The following is a 20,142-nucleotide window of genomic DNA, read 5'->3' on the forward strand; positions in this document are numbered from 1 at the left end:
TTTTTTATAGAATGGCATCTGTCTCTTCTTGAAGATGCATCTCTTTTTGCATAAGCCACTCCTGACTTTCCGTCAGTAACGCATATGCTCGCGAAAGTGATACACCTAACCGTTGACTGAGCAATTCGAACTGTTCGAAATCACCGCGATCTGCGCTGATCGCAAGCACTAGACAATCCCGGAACGGATGGTCTTTTCCTTGGAGGACAATCTTCAAGGAATCCTCGATTGGCAATTGATCGATGATGTCGTCAATATCAACGGACAATAACGCATCGATATGCGATAACAAGCCGATCATATAGGCACTCTCTTGTTGCAGCGTCCTTGTTTCTGTTGCAAACAACTCACAGAGCTTTGCGCAATGTAAGGAAGAACGCAGCAACTCATTCGACCATTCATAAGGACTTGCGAGCTTCATTTCACGTAAGACAATCAACGAAATCCAGCTTTTAAGTTGAGCGAAGCCAAGTAGTGAGATCGCTTGACGAACGGAACTAACTGTATTGCGTAATCCCACTCCCGGAGAATTGATTAGTTGTAATACCTGGATGCTGATATACGGATTGGCTTCGATTTCATCAATGACTTCATCGTACTTCTCATCCGTATCAAGCCACTTCAGCATCTTTAACAACACCGGCAATTGTGGTGGAACAGCTTTCCCTTTCATCAGCATCGGTTTAGCATAAAAATAGCCTTGGAACCAGTCATACCCCATATCAAGACAACGTGTATGGTCCTCGTGCGTCTCGACACGTTCAGCAAGCATCTTAATATGAGGATAATTACGTCGAACGATATGCAAAATGGCACTTTGCTCGCGAGGGGAAATTGCCTCGATGTCGATTTTAATTAAATCGATCAACGCAAACAATTCCGCTCCGTGCTGTCGAAGTAAATCTGTCACAAAATCATCAAGTGCTAATGTGAAGCCTGCTTCTTTCCAACTATGCAGAACAGACAACATTTCAGTATCAATATCAACTGTCTCTAAAATTTCAATGACGAATCGGTTAGGATCTAAATAATGAATCAGATCACTTTTCAACAAATCTGACGTAAAGTTGACGAAAAGTTTTTTTCCTTCCGCGACATGTTCCACCCCCATATGGACGAGTGTATTCGTCAATACATCCATCGTCGCTAAATCCCCATCAAAAATAGTCATTTGTTCAATCGAACGATACAATAATTCAAATGCATCAATTGATCCAACTCGATTAACGATGGGTTGACGTGCTAATAAGATATCCATCGTTCTCCTGCCCCCTCCATTGTCCTCAGATGGTTTCTATTATATCAAAGTTTACTTTTTAGGAGATTATTGTTTTTTACAATGTATCAATGGTCTGTTTTTTCAATCTCTATGCTTCATCTTCCAAAATACAAAAAGCAATACGACAAACGTCGTATTGCTTGAATCATGTATCATATCGGTTCCAAATGCCTGTCTCGAACCAAGTCAAAATATCACGCGTCACACGTAATTTTTCATGGATCGGGAACTGATGTGCATACGCATAAGTCTGAAGCAGGGTTTGGTCGGGATGACGTGCAGCATAAGCCGTCGCATGTCGTAAACGAACGTTCTCATCATACGCACCGTGAATCAATAATACTTCACCTTGAGGAGCGACATGAAGCGGCGAGCGCACCTTATACGCCTCAGGTACGGTGTCTGGTGTCCCCCCCGTATAGCGACGCAACATTTTTTGCATCGTCTTCTGCTCCTCGTAAGTCCATGTCAACTCGGTCACGCCTGCCCACGACACCGTCCGCGAAACTGGACGATGATGAGCCAGGAGTAATGCCATTTGCCCCCCACGAGAAAATCCGAATGCATGAACATGCGAGACACGTTGTTGCAACCAATCGAAAGCACTGCATGCGTCTTCGACATCCCGATGTCCGAAATCTTCTTTTCCTGTTCCGCCTAAGTTTCCCCGATAGAAAGGTGCCATGACGAAAAAACCAGCCTGCGCAAACGCGAGCAGCCGTGTCGGTCGAACCATTCCGATAGATCGTGTGCCACCTCGCAAGTAGAGAATCCCCTGTCCGTTCGCGACTTGCGGAAGTACGATATAGGCACCGACGCGCTCCCCGTCTGTCGTCGTATAGAACATCCGAAACGTCCGAAACGGACCTTGCCGCGGAAGTTCAAACCAATCGGCGTTCGCTAAGTACACGGAGTGTCTCTGGAAGGACGCGGTCCTTCATCATGAAACTGTATTGTCGGTTCGTATCGAGACGATCAGGGAGTTCCTCGAACAGAAAAGCACCATCTGTTTCATCTACAGCCAAATGGGATGACAGCGATTCGATTTGCGCGAAGTAGATATTTTTAATGATCGTATCCCCTTTTCCGGCAACACGATATTGCCCGATGTACTTCAAGGAATCGATTTTTCCGCCTGTCTCTTCCATCACTTCACGACGTGCGGCTTCTTCTGCCGTTTCACCCGGTTCAACCTTCCCACCCGGAAATTCATATCCGCGTTGCTTATGATGGGTCAGCAACCATTTCCCTTCGTACACGGCAATGACCCACACATGTAGAGGGCGATCCGAGAACGGATGGTCCTCAAAACTTAACTCCACTTGATTTTGATAATAATCCAAGAATGTAATCACGTACGTGCACCTCATTTCTTCTTCTAACTTCACTTTACCTGTTTCACGGGTATTCTAAAAGTGAAAACGCTAGGATTGCCTATAAATCTGGAAAATGATTACTCGTCCTCATCTCGTGAACGTAAAAAAAACAGCCGATGTTCCACTAAGGAACAATCGACTGTCGTTTTGTATTACTTCAAACGTGCTTCGAGTTCTGCTTTTTCTGCTTCGAATCCTGGTTTTCCAAGAAGAGCGAACATATTTTTCTTGTACGCTTCGACGCCTGGCTGATCGAATGGATTTACTCCAAGGAGGTAACCACTCATCGCACATGCTTTTTCGAAGAAGTAGAACAGGAATCCGAGGTGATACGGTGTCATCTCTGGAAGTTCGACTGTCAGGTTCGGAACTTGTCCGTCCGTGTGCGCAAGCAATGTGCCTTCTGCTGCCTTATCGTTGACGAACTGAATCGACTGTCCTGCGAGGAAGTTCAATCCATCAAGGTCCTGAGCGTCTTCTTCAATCGTCAACGCGTGACGCGCTTGTCCGACTTTAATGACTGTCTCAAACAGATCACGACGACCTTCTTGGACATATTGTCCCATTGAATGAAGATCGGTCGAGAAATCAACTGCTGCTGGGAAGATACCTTTGAAGTCTTTTCCTTCAGATTCGCCGTACAATTGCTTCCACCACTCTGATACGTAATGAAGTGCTGGTTCGTAGTTGACGAGTAGCTCAATCGTTTTCCCTTTCGCATACAATGCATTTCGGACGACTGCGTATTGGTACGCTTCGTTGTCAGCTAGGTTTTCGCTCGCGTAGCGCTCTTGTGCGTCACGTGCCCCTTGCATTAACTCTTCGATCGAAATTCCTGCTGCTGCGATCGGTAATAGACCAACTGGCGTTAACACAGAGAAACGTCCGCCGACATCATCTGGAATAACGAATGTTTCGTATCCTTCAGAATCTGCGAGTGTTTTTAATGCACCGCGGGCTTTGTCCGTTGTTGCGTAAATCCGGTGTTTCGCTTCTGCTTTACCGTACTTTTCTTCCATGAATGCTTTCAAGAGACGGAACGAGATTGCTGGTTCTGTCGTCGTACCTGATTTCGAGATAATGTTGACCGATACATCTTTTCCTTCAAGTACTTCAAATAAATCATGCAGATACGTTGATGAGATATTATGCCCTGCATAGATGATTTGTGGTGCTTTACGCTCGTCTTTTGATAACAAGTTATGGAATGAGTGTCCAAGCATCTCGATTGCCGCACGTGCACCGAGATACGAACCGCCGATTCCGACGACTAGCAACACATCAGAATCCGACTTGATTTTTTCTGCAGACGCTTGGATACGTGCAAACTCCGCTTGATCGTAGTTCGTCGGAAGATCTACCCATCCTAAGAAATCACTTCCTGCACCTGTTCCTGCATGAATCGCATGGTGGAGCGTCTTTACGGTCTCCGTCATGTGTTCTACTTCATGTTGACCTACGAATTGTAGGGCTTTCGAATAATCAAAACGTACTGTTGACATGCCATCGTCCTCCTTATTCATTCGCAACGAAATGCGACCTTCCTTTTCATTAAAACGCAAGAAGGAAGGTCGTTCAAGTCTTTTGTGAAAAGATTAGCAAATGTTACGAGTTGTTATAGGGCAGCTGTCACGATTTGACGAACATCCTCGTTTCCGAGTGATTTGAAGTTTCCGAAGTCGCCGCGAGTCATTGCTGACTTGACGATTGAATCGACTGTATCTTCTTTGATGTCGTAATCCGCAAGACGGTTTGGTGCGCCGAGTGATGTCCAGAAAGCACTAATCGCGTCGATTGTTGCATGTGCTGCTTCCATCTCTGATTTACCTTCCGTGTCGACGTTAAAGACGTTCTCACCAAGTGTGACGAAACGATGTGCGTTTGATTCGTCGAGTACGTGGCGCATCCAGTTCGGGAAGAGGATGGCGAGTCCACCTGCATGTGGGATGTCATGAACAGCTGAGACAGCATGTTCGATGTTGTGTGATGCCCAGTCGCCGCGTGCTCCCATTTGAAGAACACCGTTGAGTGCCATCGTACCAGCGAAGAGAATCGTTCCACGAAGTTCCACGTTTTCGAGATCGTTCACGAGTTTTGGTGCTGCTTCGACGACTGCTTTCATGACACCTTCTGTCATGCGTTCTTGAACCGGTGCATGTGCAGGGTGGAAGTATTGCTCAAGGCAGTGACTCATCATATCGACGATACCATAGATCGTTTGATCTTTCGGTACGCTGACTGTGTATTTCGGATCAAGAATTGAGAATGTTGGGTACGTAAGCGGACTACCCCAACCGTATTTCTCTTGTGTTTTCCAGTTCGTGATGACCGATCCTGAGTTCATCTCAGAACCTGTCGCTGCAAGCGTCAAGACTGTTCCGAATGGGATGACTGTTTTGGGTGTCGCTTTACCGATGACGAGATCCCATGCTTCGCCTTCATACGGGATACCTGCTGCGATCAATTTCGTGCAGTCGATGACAGAACCGCCACCAAGTGCAAGTAGTGCGTCAACGCCTGCTTCACGTGCAATTTTAATTCCGCGTTCTGCAGTTTCGATGCGCGGGTTCGGTTCGACACCGTCGCATTCGACGTACTCGATTCCTGCCGCATTGAGTTCACGTGTGACATCATCGTAGACGCCGTTACGTTTAATACTTCCACCGCCAAAGACGAGCATGACTTTCTTCGCACCGAGTGCTTCGAGTTGTGGTTTCAGTTGGCTGACTTGACCGTCACCAAAAATAAGTCTTGTTGGATTGCGATATTCAAAGTTTTCCATCTGTGTTGCCTCCTCAATAAGTAATGAACACCTTACATTATCCACACATTCCCCTTTCGCATCTAATTTAATGCTTATTGCATGTAACAATCGCAAAAAAAAGAGAACCGACCGATGTCGATTCTCTCATGTGGCTTATTTTTGGAAGTTTGATTTTTCAATCCATTCTTCCAATTTACCTTTAAGAACGTTGAATCCAGGTGCTTCTTCTTGTTTGAAAGCAGGACCTGCATCGCGACGTCCAGCGTTTTTGCGTGGACCTTTCGCGCGTGCTTCACGTTTTGGAGCTTCCTGAGTTGCTTTGATCGAAAGCTTCATTTTTTTGTTAGCTTCGTCGATGTCGAGAACTTTAACAGTTACTTCATCGCCAACTTTTACGTAATCGTTGATGTCTTTTACGTAATCGTGTGAGATTTCTGAAATGTGGACGAGACCTTGTGTTTGCTCGTCAAGTGCTACGAAAGCACCGAAGTTTTGAATACCAGTTACTTTACCAGTAACGACTTGGTCTTTTTCAAAGTTTGCCATAATGTATACACTCCCTAACTAAATTCATCAACTTATAATAACACACTTTTCTTGTATCGTAAAAAATATTTTTGGAATTTGTTTATTTTTTATTTCACAAGGGAACATTTTAGTAGCAAGACTTCAAGTATTCCCCCTGATTCTGCCGAACTTTCCGAGTTCGGCCCTTTTTTTGTTCTTTTACTCAATTGACCTAAAAAACAGATACCGAAAAGTGATGTGAGCGACTTTCAAAACGCTCTAATAAAAACGGACAGTCGCGGTCTGCTCGCTTTCCGCGGACAAGCCCTCATGCCGCTTCAGATGCGTCGCATCTTCCAGGGTCATGAGGACTTGTTTTTCTGCGAGTCGAGCAGAACCTCACCTGTCCTAGCGTAAAGGAAATATAGAGTAGAAGCAATCATCAATTATAGGTCATCGAATCCATTCGCATCCGTTACCTTCGCATATGAACGTGATTTTTGTTCGAAGAAGTCCGATTTCGTTGCGTTCATCGAATCATCTGAATATGCCCGAATCCATGGCATGACGTCTTCGTCGTGTCCTTCGTAGAGGTCCGACAAACCGATGACGCGAAGGCGTTTGTTCGCAAGATATTTGACATAGTCACGCATTTCACTGACGTCCAGACCGTCTAGATCACGCAAGACATATTCGCTCCATTCGATTTCAAGATCCACGGCACGCTTAAACGTGTCGTAGACGAATTGTGTGAATGAGCCATCTGCATCGATTTCTGGATGCTCTGACAAGACAGCACGTAATAACTGGCTGATGAAGTACGAGTGTTGCAATTCATCACGTTGAATATAGCTGATCATCGTCGATGTTCCGACCATCTTCTGATGGCGCGCTAGGTTATAGAAGAAAGCAAAGCCAGAATAGAAGTTGATCCCTTCAAGAACGATTGAAGCAACGAGTGATTTCGCGAAGTTTTCTGGAGTCCGGTCATTTTGGAAATCTTCGTATAAATCAAGAATGAATGCATTGCGCTTCATGACCATGTCATCGTCTTTCGCGATATCGAAAATCCGGTTTTGTTCAGCCAATGGAACTAAGCTGGATAAGACGTAGCTATACGATTGATTATGAACGACTTCCTGTTGTGCGATGATGGCGAGAATCGCATGAACGGATGAATCCGATGTAAACATCGCTGATTCCAAGATGTAGCGTGTCTGAACCGAGTCAAGGATCGAGAGTAGCCCAATGATTCGTTTGAATGCATCTTGTTCTCGTTCGCTCAATTGATTCCATTGTTGCATGTCTTTTGACATTGAAATCTCATCTGGAATCCAAAAGTTCGATAACAGTTGTTTGTAGATCGAGTAAAACTGTGGATACGCAATGTCGTTCCAGTTGACGATGGCACTTGTTTCGCCACCGATGATCGCTGTCGCGCGATTTGGATGACGTGCATCAAGCAGTTTGATTTTTTGTAGCTGTTCCATGTGCTTCGACTCCTTCTTGCTGTAATTGAAGAATGGTCCGTCTTGTCCATTCCTTGACGAGATGCGGGCGATTGCGTGGTGACTGTTCGATTTTCAACAGTTCTCCGGCAAGCGGGACCCCGAATTTCGAGAGGTGATACGCCATCTCATCGACGGCGCGACAATATTTGACGAACATCTTATCCCCTGTTCCAAAAACAGCTGCCTGCGGAATCGCATGCGTGCTCTCCTTCAAAACCGTTCTAAGACAGTCGCGCATATCGTCGGGTAATTGCCCATCTCCCCACGTATACGAACCAAAATAGACGATATCATAAGGCATTAACTGATACGTCGTCACTTCGTCCGCAAACAACATCGTCGGCTCGATTCCCATCTCAGAACACGTCTTCGCGACGAGTTCTGCCACCTCCTCCGTGTTTCCACTCAATGACGCATATACGATTGCTGCCTTCATGATATCGTCCTCCTTATCTTATGATGAACACGATTCACATTCGTCGATCTCAACCGTCGTCGAACGCGTGTAGTAGATCGTCTTCATCCCAAGTTGCCATGCTTCCATGTGCATCTCGAGTAATTCTTTTGCTTTGACGTTATTTTTCACGTACAGGTTAAAGCTGATCGCTTGGTCGATGTGACGCTGACGCGAAGCATTTTGACGAATGCTCCATAACTGGTCAATCTCAAACGCTGATTTATAGAACCAGTTCGTTTCCGGTGTTAAATCCGGAACGGTAACTGGGATCTTATAGTTTTTCTTCTCTTCTGAGTAGACTTTTTTATAGATTGGATCAATCGATGCCGTACTTCCCGCAATGATCGCCGTCGATGAGTTCGGTGCGACTGCCATCAAGTAAGCGTTCCGCATCCCGTGCGCCGTGATGTCGGCTTGGAGACGATCCCAATCGAGTTCATCCGTCGTTTTGTAGTGGCGACGTTTGATGTACTCTCCTGTTTGCCATTCTGAACCTTCAAAGAGACGGTACGCGCCTTTCTCTTTCGCAAGTTGCATCGACGCATCGATCGTCAAGTAAGCGATTTTCTCGTAGAGACGGTCTGCGTATTGCACCGCTTCGACCGATTCCCAACGGATACCTTCGAGCGCGAGCAGATGATGCCAACCGAATGTTCCAAGACCAACGGCACGGTATTTTTGATTCGTCAATTGTGCTTGCGGAACATCGATCGTATTCAAGTCGATGACGTTATCAAGCATCCGCATTTGAATCGGAATCAATCGTTCGAGAACATCTGAACGAACCGCACGTGCAAGCGCAATCGATGATAAGTTACAGACGACGAAGTCACCTGGTGTCTTCGTGACGATGATTTTACCGTCTTCTGTATATTCTTCTGTCACGGTGGTCGGACTCATGTTTTGCATGATTTCCGAGCACAGGTTTGATGAATAGATCATGCCTGCATGTTTATTCGGATTCGCACGGTTAACGGCGTCACGGAAGAACATGTATGGCGTCCCTGTCTCAAGTTGCGAACGCATGTAGCGTTTGACGAGATCAATCGCTGGGACTGTTTTTTTGCTGAGACGCGGTTCGTTGACACATGCTTCGTATCGTTCCGTGAAGCTACCGCCTTGTTCTGTCTCATCGAAATAATCTTCAAGGCTGAAGCCCATAATCGTCCGAATTTCGTGTGGGTCAAACAGGTGCCAGTCTTCTCGTGCTTCTACAGCACGCATGAAGCGGTCTGGTAAGTTAACGCCCGTGAACAAGTCATGTGTCCGAAGTCGCTCGTCCCCATTGTTGAGCTTCGCATCTAAGAACTCGAGGATGTCCTTATGCCAGATGTCAAGATACACGGCGATTGATCCTTGGCGCATACCGAGCTGATCGACGCTGACTGCCGTATTGTTCAATTGTTTCATCCATGGGATGACACCACTTGAAACACCTTTAAAGCCTTTGATGTCTGATCCACGTGAGCGAATTTTCCCCATGTAGACACCGATTCCGCCGCCACCCTTAGAAAGTGTCGCTACATCCGTGTTCGAGTCATAGATGCCGCGTAGCGAATCATCGACTGTATCGATGAAGCATGATGAGAGTTGACCATATGATTTACCGGCGTTCGAAAGCGTCGGTGTCGCGACCGTCATGTAGAGGTTCGACAATGCCCAGTAGGCTTCTTTGACGAGTTCTAAACGACGTTCCTTCGGTTCGTTCTGCATCAGCGTCATCGCGATGACCATGAATCGTTCTTGCGGTAGCTCGTACAAATTTTTGACGTGATCACGTGCAAGATACCGGTCTGCCAGTGTCCGAAGGCCAATGTATGTGAACAGGTGGTCGCGGGAAGGATCAATCGTTGCCGACAGTTCGTTGATGTCTTCTTTCGAATACGCATCCAGTAAATGTTTCGTGAAGATACCGATTTCTGTCAGCTTTTCAATCAATGTATACAGCGAACCATATCGTTCTTCCGCTGCATATCCGCGGTTTTCACCCGCTTCTAGATATAACCGATTTAAGTAAGTCGCTGTCGCTACGAATGTCCAGTTCGGCTCTTCTGCCTTCAACATATCGAGTGCATGCATCGTTAACAGTTCATAGACTTGATCTGCTTGTAAGGACTTCCCTTCAAGCGCTCGGATGGCACGTTCTGTATAGCGGTCGATATCAAGTTCCGGATACGTTTCCGTCGCTTGTCGAATCACGACATATACGTCTTCTATTGTCATTGCACCCTTAAAGATGCGTGCTGTATTCAGTGGAGATGCCACTATGAACCACTCCCATTCTCTATCGTTAAACAGGTTCGCATTACACGATGAAATACGCTAAACTAAAAAAAGACGTCCTACATATAGAAAGAACTCTACAAGTATCACTCTATATATAGACGTTTTAGACGTTTTTAAACCTGTTAATGTACAAGATATAGGTTATCACTGAAATCTAAAAAAATAACCCCTTGCTTTGAAATTCAGGTCAAACAATTTGAAAAAGGCATCATGACGCCTTTTGAGATATATTGAGATAGCGAGTAAAACATATTATAAGTTCACGCGAACCCTTAAAATAAAGATGAGTCATTTCTCCTATCAGAAGAAAAATATTCTCTTCGAATTTTCTGATATACTGAACGTACCGATCTTCCGTTTGGAGGAAGAAGGATTGAATCCAACTATCACGAAAAGATGACATATGGCATATACGTATGTACGTTGAAAGGAGCTTACCTATGCAAGTCGATTACACACCAAACCCGAATTCCGTCAAAATCACGCTCGAGGAACAGCGCTTCGGTGCGAAAAGTACGAGTGTCAAAAAAGAAGATACACCGGAAGATACGTTGCTCGCATCTTTGATCGCGATCGACGGCATCGATAATCTATTCGCTTACGGCGACTTCGTGACGGTCACGAAAGAACCAGAAGCAGAATGGAATGAGCTGCTACCACGTATCGAAGCAAACATGTAAAAAAACAAGAAGACACCTGTTCCTGAACAGGTGTCTTTGTTCAAGGAGCGATCGCTGATGCCAACCGTATCCATCATCATCCCGACATACAATCGTCCTCGCGAACTAGCAGAAGCGCTAGAAGCGTTGACACGTCAACACTATCAGGACTTCGATGTCATCGTCCTAAACAATAATGGCGACGATGTCTCAGCAGTGACCTCTGCCTATCAGGATCGTCTGCAGATCACATATGTCGAGTTACCTGAAAATCATCACGTCCGTGCTCGAAATCACGGTGTCATGCTCGCTTCCGGTCGGTATATCTTACTTCATGATGACGATGACCTCTTATTACCGAGTCATCTCGAAGAGGCAGTCGGTGATCTCGAAGCCGGCGCGGATCTAACGTATACGGACGCGGAGCTCTTTACGTATCGCTGGGAAGACGGTCACCGGATTGCACTCCATTCCGAACCGTTCGCGTACCCGTATGATCCGGAGACGATCCGAGAAGACTCGACGTACATTCCGTCCGGATCGCTCTACCGTAAATCGCTCCACGATCAACTCGGTCTGTTTGATGAAGACGTCTTCAACTACTGGGACTGGGACTGGATTTTACGCGTCGGTAAGGATCATTTAGTGTTACATCCGGCACGAGCAACCGTCCTGTACGCCTTCAACCCGTCCGGCAATCATGAGTCGGCACGACAAGACGCAACGCGACGCGTCTATTTTGACCGCCTGGTCGAAAAACATCAACTTCCGACACGTGAAATGAAGAACTTCCATATTGTTCAGGAAGAACGACGCGCACGATTGCGACAGACACGCCGTACCTTCAATGGTCAATTGACAGAAAGTGAGTGATTCCATGTACACCGAAAAACAACTCGAATTATTAGCACTATTAACACAAAATGGTCCGATGGACGTAAACTTACTTGCGCAGATGCTCGATTGGGAAGCGTCAGAAGTAGCAGCTTCGATCGAAACATTCAAACGTGACGGTGTCCTACTCGGCTATACCGCCGTCATTGACTGGCAAAAGATTCATGCCCATCACGGCGTGACAGCTTTCATCGATGTCAAAGTCACACCAAAACGGGGACGCGGCTTTGATGAAGTCGCAGAGCGAATCCATCGTTTCCCGGAAGTGACGTCCCTGTATCTGATGTCAGGCGCATATGACTTACAAGTCGTACTTGATGGCAAATCGCTACAAGAAGTGTCTCAATTCGTTTCTGAAAAATTATCGACACTCGACTCCGTCATCTCGACGACGACCCATTTCCGCTTAAAGACGTATAAGCACGATGGCGTTCTCTTCAGTCAGGATGATGACGACAAACGATTGAAGGTGTCTCCATGAAATCTTTATCAACACGTGTCGAACAGCTAGCCCCATCCGGCATTCGTCGTTTCTTTGATTTAGCCGGATCGATGGAAGATGTCATCTCACTTGGTGTCGGTGAACCCGATTTCGTCACGCCATGGAACGTCCGAGAAGCAAGCTTTGCAGCACTTGAACAGGGCTACACAGCATACAGTGCTAACGCCGGTTTACTCGAGTTACGTCAGGAAATCGCGCTTTACATGCAAGAAAAGTTCGCCATCTCCTATTCGACGACGGAAGAGATCATCGTCACGACCGGAGCTTCGGAAGGACTTGACCTTGCGTTTCGTAGTTTGATCAATCCGGGAGATGAAGTCATCGTCGTTGAACCGGCGTTCGTTTCATATGCCCCCTTGATCGAACTTGCTGGAGGAATTCCTGTCGCCGCTGCATGTCACGCAGAAGACGGTTTTGCGATTCAACCGGAAACGATCGAACAGTTGCTGACGGACAAAACGAAAGCAATCATTTTCTGTTTCCCATCGAATCCGACAGGCTCGACGATGACACGCGATCAATTAGCGGACCTCGCGTTACTTGTTCAAAAGCATGATTTATATGTCATCAGTGATGAAATCTATGCGGAGCTATCCTACGAAACGGAAGCGATTTGTTTTGCGACCCTTCCTGGTATGCGGGAGCGGACAATCATCATCAATGGTTTCTCGAAAGCCTTCGCGATGACGGGCTGGCGGCTTGGCTTCACTTGCGCACCACCTGCGATCACGCAATCGATGCTGAAGGTCCACCAATATGGAATGATGTGTGCACCAACACTCGTCCAGTTTGCAGGAATTGAAGCGCTCCGTTCTCGTCATAAGACGGTCCCTGATATGGTGACAAGTTATCGCCAACGCCGGAATTACTTCGTCAAGGCGTTAAACGATGCGGGTCTCCCGACGCACTTACCAGGCGGTGCCTTTTATGCTTTTCCGTACATTGGTCATACCGGGCTGACGAGTGAGCAGTTCGCCGAGCAATTGTTGCTCGCTGAGCGCGTCGCTGTCGTTCCAGGATCCGTCTTCGGAGCAAGCGGTGAAGGCTATGTCCGGGCAAGTTACGCGAGTTCAATCGAGCAACTGCAAGAAGCCATCGCGCGCATTCAGCGCTTCATGAAAAAATGGCAGACTCAGGATGAGACAACATCGTCTCATTCACACTAAAAATAAGCCGCTTGCTCAAACGAGCAGGCGGCTTATTTTTAATCGACATAGAAAACAAGAAACATCCGATAGTCGTCTTCCGCATGATACGGCGAGACTGGACCGAGTTGTGGCGCAAAGACTTCCACCCGATACGGTGAGTCCTTAAAGTCAAGCGGTGTCCGTTCCTTGATCAAACGTCCCATTTCATCCGCCAGCTCTTTGACTTCAACTAGACTACGCGAGCGTTCCATCGGTGCTTCGAAGACGAACGCCTCGATTCCTTCAATCGTTGCACAACGTAGGAAACGCCGGAGCGAAGGGAGTGCCGTCTCCATATTCTCCTTTAGCGTTTGATTCTCTTCGTACGCAGGGGCTCCCCAGAGACGTGCCTCACTTCCTGTCGCACTCCGGAAGTGATCAATCGTTTTTTCGGTAATGGGATCACGTGTCAAGGCAAAGCGTGTTTTATCCCGCTTGAGATTCTTTTCATTCGTCCGATCGATTTCCGACAGTAAATCGAGTTGAAGTGGTCGTGCTAAACGAAATAATTCCCGTTGCAGACGTGCGATAGAATGACCGATTGGAACAATTGTATCCTTCGCTTTAGGCGGTTTATCCCCTTCGTATCCATTCATGACGCGTGCGACTTGACCAGCTTCATGCACAAGTCGATAAAAGGAACCATCCTGATCATCGTTTACCGTTCCGAGCGTCTCATGTTGCACCGCAAGATCCGTCACGTATTGATTGGCAAGACACGTCGAGATCATCAAAACGTCGACAAGTTCTGAACGAAGAGCTTCTTGATCTCTTTGTTCGAGTGCTTCGCCGACTTCACCGATTTCTTCTGTCAAGCGTGCGAGACCAGATAGCGGTCGAAAATAACCTCCGAGTGAACGAATCGTCGCATCAACCTTTTGTTGCAGTATCTTCATCTGTTCCATCTGTCTGATCCTCCACGATTGCTTGACGTACTTGCGCCTCCGTCTCTTGTTTGACACGTTTGGCAAACGCCTGATTTTTCTTCCATTCTCGGATTCCAACGGATGTCGCAGCAATCAATGCAGCAAATAATCCGATTTCTCTTTTACGCATCGCTTTCTCCTCCTTTTGAATGACTCGTTCCCTACCTAAACATGATATGATGATATCAATTCTACATAATCCAGTAAGAGGTGTTGCTTGTGTCGACTGAACGTCTTTGGCAAATGGCCCGGTTCTTGACGGTGATCTTCGCCTTCGTAGCTGTTGGATGGTTACTCATCCGCCTCTCGTCCATTTTGTACCCGTTTGTCTTTGCGTTTCTGCTTGCTCTTTTCAGCCGTCCGCTCGTCGATTTCTTTCAAAAGCGATTACGGATCAATCGTGGATGGGGTGCGTTGTTGTCCATCATTTTGATCAGTGGTTTATTGATCGGTTCGCTTGCCTTGATCATCATGCAGTTGATTCGCGGTCTCGTATTTGTCGCCAATCAATTACCGGCACAAATCCAGGAGTTGAGTCTGTATTTTCAAAAGCTATACAACGAAAAACTGGCACCGATTTGGAACGATGCGTCCGAAGCATTACGTTCATTAGAACCATCCCAACAAAATACGGTCCAAAACAGTATTCAATCGCTCGGTAGTTCGCTTGCGAGTGCGATTGGAGAAGGCTCAAAAAGTGTTGCGATGATGCTTCAATCTGTTCTTGCGACTTTGCCATCGATTGCGTTGATTTTCGTCATCGTCTTACTCGCTTGGTTCTTTATCGCAAAGGATTGGCACCAGTACGAAATGCGATTGAAGCGCTACGAGATGCTTCCTTGGTTCGCTCGTGTCGAGTCGGTCTTCTTGAGCTTACGATCTGCCTTATTTGGCTATCTTAAAGCGCAGCTCACGTTGATCACGATCACGTTTTTCATCGTCTTGATTGGTTTGTTCATCATTGGTGTCGATCATCCATTCGCAGTTGCTTTCATCGCTGCCTTCTTCGACATCTTACCGTATCTCGGTACCGGTTCCGTCTTCCTGCCTTGGATCGCCTACTCGGTGATTACTGGAGATACGACGCTTGCGATTGGACTTGGCATTTTGTACGCCATCGTCATTCTCCAGCGCAACATCATGGAACCGAAGATCGTCGGCGATAACATCGGCATTCAACCGATTACGGCATTGATTGCGTTGTTCGTCGGGATCAAATTCTTCGGCGTCTTCGGGTTAATCCTTGGACCATTGATTGCCGTCATCTTAAAAGCACTCTACAATGCACAGATTTTCCATTACATCTGGGACTTCGTGAAAGGATCACCCACACCATTTCGGTGAGGGTGATTTTTTGGGTACAGCGGCATATAAAGGATACCCTTCCGTGTCCACTGGTTGACTTGCTGGAAAGTAATCGCATGGAAAACGTGCACCGGTCGCAAGCAGACAAGCATCAAGCCAATCATCAATCGCGACGTTCGGCTGACGCTGTTCCCATAACGGGGGACAATCGTATTGTTCAAGTAATTCGATTCGTTCCGCGATGCCTTCCTTTGTTTTCTTGGAAAAACGTGCCGGATGACCGGCGAGGCGTGCAAAGCAGACTTCCGGATGTGATTCGATCATTTCAGATCGATACGCATGACGGACTTCTCGGATTTTCGGCAATAGATACCACGCTTGTTTCGAAAGTCCGATACCAGCATGTTGTTTCGCTAAATCATTTGCTTCCATATAACTTGATGTTGTCAACGCACTGAGAAATGGTGCATTAAAGACACTACTCGTTCGTCCGGGGCGCAGTTCCTGTCGCAACAGCTGATCTGTTTCGCGTCGTCCTTCCATCAAACCGATCGGCATATCGATCCAAATTCGGTCGGCTGGCGGGATCTGTCCAAGCGTCGGTTCGATTGATCCTGAGTACGTCTCATTTTCGTACCTGACGACGACCCATCCTGCCTTTGCCGCATCAATCCCGATGACGTGCATTCGTCTTCTCCCGGAAAGAACGCAGTAGTGATAAGACCGTGAAGATACCGATAAATGTCGCAAGACCGAGCGATAGACGATCTCGTGCATCCAAGTACCAGACGACGGTAAGAATCGTCAACAAGACGCCGAGTAGATTCCAACGTCTCATTTTTCTTGCTCGACGAATCGATACAGACTACGAACCATGACACCCGTTGCTCCTTTTGGACCAATCTCAGACGCTTGATTCTGTTCCGATGTTCCCGCGATATCGAGGTGCAACCATGGTGTGTCGCCGACGAATTCCCCGACGAACGCACCACCGAAGATCATGTGTCCCATGCGTCCCGGTGAGTTATTCAAATCTGCGACATCTGAGCGGCGGACTTGTTTGATGAACGCATCGACATATGGCATTTGCCAAACCATCTCGTTCGTCTCTTTCGTCACCTGTTCAAAGCGTTCGTAAAGTGACGCATCATTCGTCAACGCACCTGTGATTTCTGTTCCAAGGGCGACAAGGACACCACCTGTCAATGTTGCGAGGTCGATGATGGCTTTCGGCTGGTACTCTTTCACGTACGTGACTGCATCTGCGAGGACAAGTCGTCCTTCTGCATCCGTGTTCAAGACTTCAATCGTTTTTCCTGCCATCGATGTGATGACATCATCCGGTTTGAAAGCATCACCAGAAATCATGTTATCCGTTGCCGGAATGACGCCGATGACGTGAACATCAGGTTTGAGTTGACCGAGTGCTTCAAACAGACCAAGAACTGCTGCTGCGCCTCCCATATCTCCTTTCATCCCGACGATCCCGTCTTTTGGTTTGATCGAATAACCACCTGTATCGAACGTGACACCTTTTCCGACGACAGCAATCGGTGCTTCTACTGAGCCTTTGTATTCAAGGACGATCAACTTCGGCGGAATGACCGATCCTTGATTGACGGCAAGCAAGGCACCCATGCCAAGTGCTTCCATCTCTTCCTTATCGATGATTCGGAGATCATGTCCATGACGCTCCGCGATGAAGTGTGCTTCGTCCGCAAGCGCTGGCGCCGTCAAAAGATTTCCCGGCATCGTTACGAGACGTCGCGCCAAGTTCGTTGCTTCCCCTAAGGCTGTTCCGCGACGCACTGCCTCGTCTTCAGAAGGTAAGACCGTCAGATGAAGCGTGTACGCTTTAGAAGGAGATGTTTTATAATGTTTGACCTCATATGTAGCGAGGGTGAATGTCTCAGCAATCAGTTCGACCGGTTGACCTGGAAACGTCGTCGCGTCGACTGTCACCTGTTCTAAGCGGCGTGCTTTGACATGTTGTGCGGCTTTTCCGAGCAAACGGCGCAAGTTGTCTTGCGAGAGTTGATCGACTTTCCCAAGTCCGACGAACAGCACACGTGCGACGTCTCCCGATAACGTCGGCAACAGACGAAGTTCTCCCCGTTTCGTTGAGATATCACCTTGACGGACCCACTCTTCTAGTTTGTCACCATACAGTGCTTGTAATCGTTCATCAAGCGGTTGATTCCCTGATATCCCGACGATCAGTACGTCTACGGGTTGATTCGTTTGCATAAAAATTCCCCCTTTATCTAATACCTATTAGTATGAAGTGTTTTCAGTCATTTTCCAACTGATAGCCTCTCAACGAATCGCAAACGCTTACACGATTCTTGTTTGCCAATTTGTCGAAATGCTTGGTTTCAAACAATTGTTGCCCGTTTCACAATATGATAGGATTAAACAGGTGAAATATTGAGACACTTCAAGAAACGATGCGTTTGCTGTTCCGGGAAATGTCTACGTTTTCATTCAAGGGAGAGTGCGCAGAAGGCTCGTTAAGAGAGAGGCGTTTATGGGTATCTATAGATAGCTAAGAAACGAAGTCGTCGCGTTAAAAAAACTTACTGAAAAGAGGGTAATGCACATGGCACAACACATCAAAGGAATTGGCGCTTCTGCAGGGATCGCGATTGCAAAGGCATTCGTGATGGAAACACCGGTCTTTGAGATTCCATCGCACAAAATCGAGGATGCGGCTGCGGAAAAAGAACGTTTCCAAGCAGCAATCGCAAAATCGAAGACGGAACTCGAAGTCATTCGTGAAAATACCTTAAAAGAATTAGGTCCAGATAAAGCGGAGATCTTCTCGGCTCACCTTCTAATCCTAGAAGATCCGGAAATCGTTAGTCAGGTGAACGCAAAAATCGAGGACGAGCAAGCAAATGCTGCGAAAGCACTCGATGAAGTCGCGAACATGATGGTCATGATTTTCGAATCAATGGATAACGAATACATGCGTGAACGTGCAGCGGACGTCCGCGACGTCACGAAACGGACGATGGCTCACCTTCTCGGTATCACGTTCGTCACTCCAGCTCAAATTAACGAAGAAGTCATCATCATCGCGGAAGACTTGACTCCTTCAGATACGGCACAATTGAATCGTAAGTATGCTAAAGGTTTCGCAACGAACATTGGTGGCCGGACATCGCACTCTGCCATTATGTCACGTTCACTCGAAATCCCAGCAGTCGTCGGAACAAAAGTTGTCTTGACGGACGTTAAACACGGCGATCTTCTCATCCTTGACGGTGCGGAAGGTGATGTCATCGTCAACCCAAGTGAAGAGCAAGTCGCTGAGTATGAAGCAAAACGTGCAGCATACATCGCACAAAAAGAAGAGTGGAAAAAACTCAAGAACGAAAAAACAATGACGGCTGACGGTCACCACGTCGAGCTCGCTGCAAACATCGGTACACCAAACGATGTCAAAGGCGTGCTTGAAAACGGAGCAGAAGCTGTCGGTCTCTACCGTACAGAATTCCTCTACATGGATGCAGAGACATTCCCAACGGAAGACGAGCAGTTCACAGCATATAAAACAGTTCTCGAGTCAATGGGCGATAAAAAAGTCGTCATTCGGACGCTCGATATCGGTGGCGACAAAGAATTGTCGTACCTTGATCTCCCACACGAGATGAACCCGTTCCTCGGTTACCGTGCGATCCGTCTCTGTCTCGATCAAACAGACTTGTTCCGTACACAATTGCGCGCACTTCTTCGTGCAAGTGCATACGGTAAACTCGCTGTCATGTTCCCAATGATCGCAACAATCGAAGAGTTCCGTGCTGCAAAAGCACTTCTCCTTGAAGAGAAAGCAAATCTCCAAGGTGAAGGTGTCACTGTATCAGAAGACATCGAAGTCGGTATGATGGTCGAGATCCCAGCAACTGCGGTCATGGCTCGTCAGTTCGCAAAAGAAGTCGACTTCTTCTCTGTCGGAACGAACGATTTGATTCAATACACGATGGCGGCAGACCGGATGAACGAAAAAGTATCGTACCTGTACCAACCGTTCAATCCTGCAATCTTGAACCTCTTGAACAACGTCATCACAGAAGCACACAAAGCAGGCAAATGGGTCGGCATGTGTGGTGAGATGGCAGGAGAAGAATTGGCACTCCCAATCCTTCTTGGGCTTGGTCTTGATGAGTTCTCGATGTCTGCTTCATCTGTCCTTCGCGCACGTAGCTTGATGACACGCCTCAACAAGTCAGAATGTGAAGCAATCGTCGAGCAAGTGCTTGATATGGATACAGCAGAAGAAGTCGTCGACTTCCTCAGCACGACATTCGATATCAAAAAATAATTTCTGTTAGACGAATCTGGAGTAATCCAGGTTCGTCTTTTTTTATGCCGATTAACAAAAAAACAAGAGGCTGGGACATAACTCAGTTTCACAAACGAAAGGCCCTCGAAACGTGTAGTCGTTTCGAGGGCCTTGTTCTATGACGAAAAACCGATTCTGAATAAA

20 protein-coding genes are annotated in these 20,142 nt (G+C 47.0%); 6 read left to right on the forward strand and 14 right to left on the reverse strand.

Annotated features, from left to right (window positions below; all coding sequences use genetic code 11):
* Positions 1 to 4: 4 nt before the first annotated feature.
* The 9 genes from ASG02_RS09200 to ASG02_RS09240 form a co-directional block, all read right to left on the reverse strand.
* Entirely contained in the window at positions 5 to 1,258 is a 1,254-nt protein-coding gene (locus ASG02_RS09200) for an EAL and HDOD domain-containing protein (protein ID WP_056062764.1), read from the reverse strand.
* A gap of 166 nt (positions 1,259 to 1,424) precedes the next feature.
* Entirely contained in the window at positions 1,425 to 2,189 is a 765-nt protein-coding gene (locus tag ASG02_RS09205; RefSeq protein WP_052018981.1) for a S9 family peptidase, read from the reverse strand.
* Positions 2,161 to 2,634 carry an RNA deprotection pyrophosphohydrolase gene (gene ytkD, locus ASG02_RS09210; protein WP_035406108.1) on the reverse strand — a complete coding sequence of 158 codons (474 nt, stop codon included), beginning with the start codon at positions 2,632 to 2,634 and terminating at the stop codon, positions 2,161 to 2,163. Before ytkD ends, ASG02_RS09205 begins: the two co-directional genes overlap by 29 nt.
* Before the next feature lie 173 nt (positions 2,635 to 2,807).
* Entirely contained in the window at positions 2,808 to 4,157 is a 1,350-nt protein-coding gene (locus ASG02_RS09215) for a glucose-6-phosphate isomerase (RefSeq protein WP_035406105.1), read from the reverse strand.
* 113 nt (positions 4,158 to 4,270) lie between these two features.
* Positions 4,271 to 5,437: an iron-containing alcohol dehydrogenase gene (locus ASG02_RS09220; protein ID WP_056062767.1), complete on the reverse strand. Its 1,167-nt coding sequence runs from the start codon at positions 5,435 to 5,437 to the stop codon at positions 4,271 to 4,273.
* Between the two features lie 135 nt (positions 5,438 to 5,572).
* Positions 5,573 to 5,965: a S1 domain-containing post-transcriptional regulator GSP13 gene (gene yugI, locus ASG02_RS09225; protein WP_012371159.1), complete on the reverse strand. Its 393-nt coding sequence runs from the start codon at positions 5,963 to 5,965 to the stop codon at positions 5,573 to 5,575.
* A 407-nt stretch (positions 5,966 to 6,372) separates the two neighbouring features.
* Complete coding sequence (locus tag ASG02_RS09230) at positions 6,373 to 7,416, reverse strand: ribonucleotide-diphosphate reductase subunit beta (RefSeq protein WP_035406099.1); 1,044 nt, start codon at positions 7,414 to 7,416, stop codon at positions 6,373 to 6,375.
* Entirely contained in the window at positions 7,385 to 7,873 is a 489-nt protein-coding gene (locus ASG02_RS09235; protein ID WP_056062771.1) for a flavodoxin domain-containing protein, read from the reverse strand. The genes ASG02_RS09230 and ASG02_RS09235 overlap by 32 nt, the downstream gene beginning before the upstream one ends.
* An 18-nt stretch (positions 7,874 to 7,891) precedes the next feature.
* Positions 7,892 to 10,159, reverse strand: coding sequence for a ribonucleoside-diphosphate reductase subunit alpha (locus tag ASG02_RS09240; RefSeq protein WP_056062774.1), 2,268 nt, complete (start codon positions 10,157 to 10,159; stop codon positions 7,892 to 7,894).
* A gap of 461 nt (positions 10,160 to 10,620) precedes the next feature.
* On the opposite strand from ASG02_RS09240, the gene ASG02_RS09245 reads away from it, so the two are divergent.
* From ASG02_RS09245 to ASG02_RS09260, 4 genes are read left to right on the forward strand one after another with little or no spacing between them, the layout of a single operon-like run.
* Positions 10,621 to 10,860, forward strand: a complete 240-nt coding sequence (locus ASG02_RS09245) for a NifU N-terminal domain-containing protein (RefSeq protein WP_035406091.1) — start codon at positions 10,621 to 10,623, stop codon at positions 10,858 to 10,860.
* A 57-nt stretch (positions 10,861 to 10,917) separates the two neighbouring features.
* Positions 10,918 to 11,712 carry a glycosyltransferase family 2 protein gene (locus ASG02_RS09250; RefSeq protein ID WP_035406088.1) on the forward strand — a complete coding sequence of 265 codons (795 nt, stop codon included), beginning with the start codon at positions 10,918 to 10,920 and terminating at the stop codon, positions 11,710 to 11,712.
* Between the two features lie 4 nt (positions 11,713 to 11,716).
* Positions 11,717 to 12,214 carry an Lrp/AsnC family transcriptional regulator gene (locus tag ASG02_RS09255; protein WP_035406085.1) on the forward strand — a complete coding sequence of 166 codons (498 nt, stop codon included), beginning with the start codon at positions 11,717 to 11,719 and terminating at the stop codon, positions 12,212 to 12,214.
* Positions 12,211 to 13,401 carry an aminotransferase gene (locus ASG02_RS09260; RefSeq protein ID WP_035406082.1) on the forward strand — a complete coding sequence of 397 codons (1,191 nt, stop codon included), beginning with the start codon at positions 12,211 to 12,213 and terminating at the stop codon, positions 13,399 to 13,401. Before ASG02_RS09255 ends, ASG02_RS09260 begins: the two co-directional genes overlap by 4 nt.
* Positions 13,402 to 13,439: 38 nt before the next feature.
* Here ASG02_RS09260 and ASG02_RS09265 read toward each other — a convergent pair whose 3' ends face one another.
* Both ASG02_RS09265 and ASG02_RS09270 read right to left on the reverse strand, forming a co-directional pair.
* Positions 13,440 to 14,327 carry a MazG nucleotide pyrophosphohydrolase domain-containing protein gene (locus ASG02_RS09265; RefSeq protein ID WP_235514020.1) on the reverse strand — a complete coding sequence of 296 codons (888 nt, stop codon included), beginning with the start codon at positions 14,325 to 14,327 and terminating at the stop codon, positions 13,440 to 13,442.
* Entirely contained in the window at positions 14,293 to 14,478 is a 186-nt protein-coding gene (locus tag ASG02_RS09270; protein WP_056062777.1) for a hypothetical protein, read from the reverse strand. The genes ASG02_RS09265 and ASG02_RS09270 overlap by 35 nt, the downstream gene beginning before the upstream one ends.
* Positions 14,479 to 14,567: 89 nt before the next feature.
* Between ASG02_RS09270 and ytvI the strand changes: the two genes are divergently transcribed.
* On the forward strand, positions 14,568 to 15,692 hold the full coding sequence (gene ytvI / locus ASG02_RS09275; protein ID WP_056062778.1) for a sporulation integral membrane protein YtvI: 1,125 nt from the start codon (positions 14,568 to 14,570) through the stop codon (positions 15,690 to 15,692).
* On the opposite strand, the gene ASG02_RS09280 is transcribed toward ytvI, so the two are convergent.
* Genes ASG02_RS09280 through ASG02_RS09285 form a run of 3 tightly spaced genes read right to left on the reverse strand, consistent with a single transcriptional unit; the run spans position 15,672 to position 17,900 of the window.
* Complete coding sequence (locus ASG02_RS09280) at positions 15,672 to 16,340, reverse strand: DUF429 domain-containing protein (protein WP_035406068.1); 669 nt, start codon at positions 16,338 to 16,340, stop codon at positions 15,672 to 15,674. The two genes, ytvI and ASG02_RS09280, sit on opposite strands and share 21 nt — an antisense overlap.
* Entirely contained in the window at positions 16,321 to 16,491 is a 171-nt protein-coding gene (locus tag ASG02_RS15600) for a hypothetical protein (protein ID WP_156358998.1), read from the reverse strand. Before ASG02_RS15600 ends, ASG02_RS09280 begins: the two co-directional genes overlap by 20 nt.
* Positions 16,488 to 17,900: a leucyl aminopeptidase gene (locus ASG02_RS09285; RefSeq protein ID WP_056062781.1), complete on the reverse strand. Its 1,413-nt coding sequence runs from the start codon at positions 17,898 to 17,900 to the stop codon at positions 16,488 to 16,490. The genes ASG02_RS15600 and ASG02_RS09285 overlap by 4 nt, the downstream gene beginning before the upstream one ends.
* 352 nt (positions 17,901 to 18,252) lie before the next feature.
* Between ASG02_RS09285 and ptsP the strand changes: the two genes are divergently transcribed.
* Entirely contained in the window at positions 18,253 to 19,977 is a 1,725-nt protein-coding gene (gene ptsP / locus ASG02_RS09290; protein WP_056062784.1) for a phosphoenolpyruvate--protein phosphotransferase, read from the forward strand.
* Positions 19,978 to 20,142: the final 165 nt, after the last annotated feature.

This window comes from Exiguobacterium sp. Leaf196, assembly GCF_001423965.1.
Lineage (GTDB): Bacteria > Bacillota > Bacilli > Exiguobacteriales > Exiguobacteriaceae > Exiguobacterium_A.

Bases quoted from the DNA above. Each gene is read 5' to 3' on its own strand.
- ASG02_RS09200 (WP_056062764.1), bottom strand. From the start codon at position 1,258: ATGGATATCTTATTAGCACGTCAACCCATCGTTAATCGAGTTGGATCA.
- ASG02_RS09215 (WP_035406105.1), bottom strand. From the start codon at position 4,157: ATGTCAACAGTACGTTTTGATTATTCGAAAGCCCTACAATTCGTAGGT.
- ASG02_RS09220 (WP_056062767.1), bottom strand. From the start codon at position 5,437: ATGGAAAACTTTGAATATCGCAATCCAACAAGACTTATTTTTGGTGAC.
- yugI (WP_012371159.1), bottom strand. From the start codon at position 5,965: ATGGCAAACTTTGAAAAAGACCAAGTCGTTACTGGTAAAGTAACTGGT.
- ASG02_RS09230 (WP_035406099.1), bottom strand. From the start codon at position 7,416: ATGGAACAGCTACAAAAAATCAAACTGCTTGATGCACGTCATCCAAAT.
- ASG02_RS09235 (WP_056062771.1), bottom strand. From the start codon at position 7,873: ATGAAGGCAGCAATCGTATATGCGTCATTGAGTGGAAACACGGAGGAG.
- ASG02_RS09245 (WP_035406091.1), top strand. From the start codon at position 10,621: ATGCAAGTCGATTACACACCAAACCCGAATTCCGTCAAAATCACGCTC.
- ASG02_RS09250 (WP_035406088.1), top strand. From the start codon at position 10,918: ATGCCAACCGTATCCATCATCATCCCGACATACAATCGTCCTCGCGAA.
- ASG02_RS09255 (WP_035406085.1), top strand. From the start codon at position 11,717: ATGTACACCGAAAAACAACTCGAATTATTAGCACTATTAACACAAAAT.
- ASG02_RS09260 (WP_035406082.1), top strand. From the start codon at position 12,211: ATGAAATCTTTATCAACACGTGTCGAACAGCTAGCCCCATCCGGCATT.
- ASG02_RS09265 (WP_235514020.1), bottom strand. From the start codon at position 14,327: ATGGAACAGATGAAGATACTGCAACAAAAGGTTGATGCGACGATTCGT.
- ASG02_RS09270 (WP_056062777.1), bottom strand. From the start codon at position 14,478: ATGCGTAAAAGAGAAATCGGATTATTTGCTGCATTGATTGCTGCGACA.
- ASG02_RS09280 (WP_035406068.1), bottom strand. From the start codon at position 16,340: ATGCACGTCATCGGGATTGATGCGGCAAAGGCAGGATGGGTCGTCGTC.
- ASG02_RS15600 (WP_156358998.1), bottom strand. From the start codon at position 16,491: ATGAGACGTTGGAATCTACTCGGCGTCTTGTTGACGATTCTTACCGTC.
- ASG02_RS09285 (WP_056062781.1), bottom strand. From the start codon at position 17,900: ATGCAAACGAATCAACCCGTAGACGTACTGATCGTCGGGATATCAGGG.
- ptsP (WP_056062784.1), top strand. From the start codon at position 18,253: ATGGCACAACACATCAAAGGAATTGGCGCTTCTGCAGGGATCGCGATT.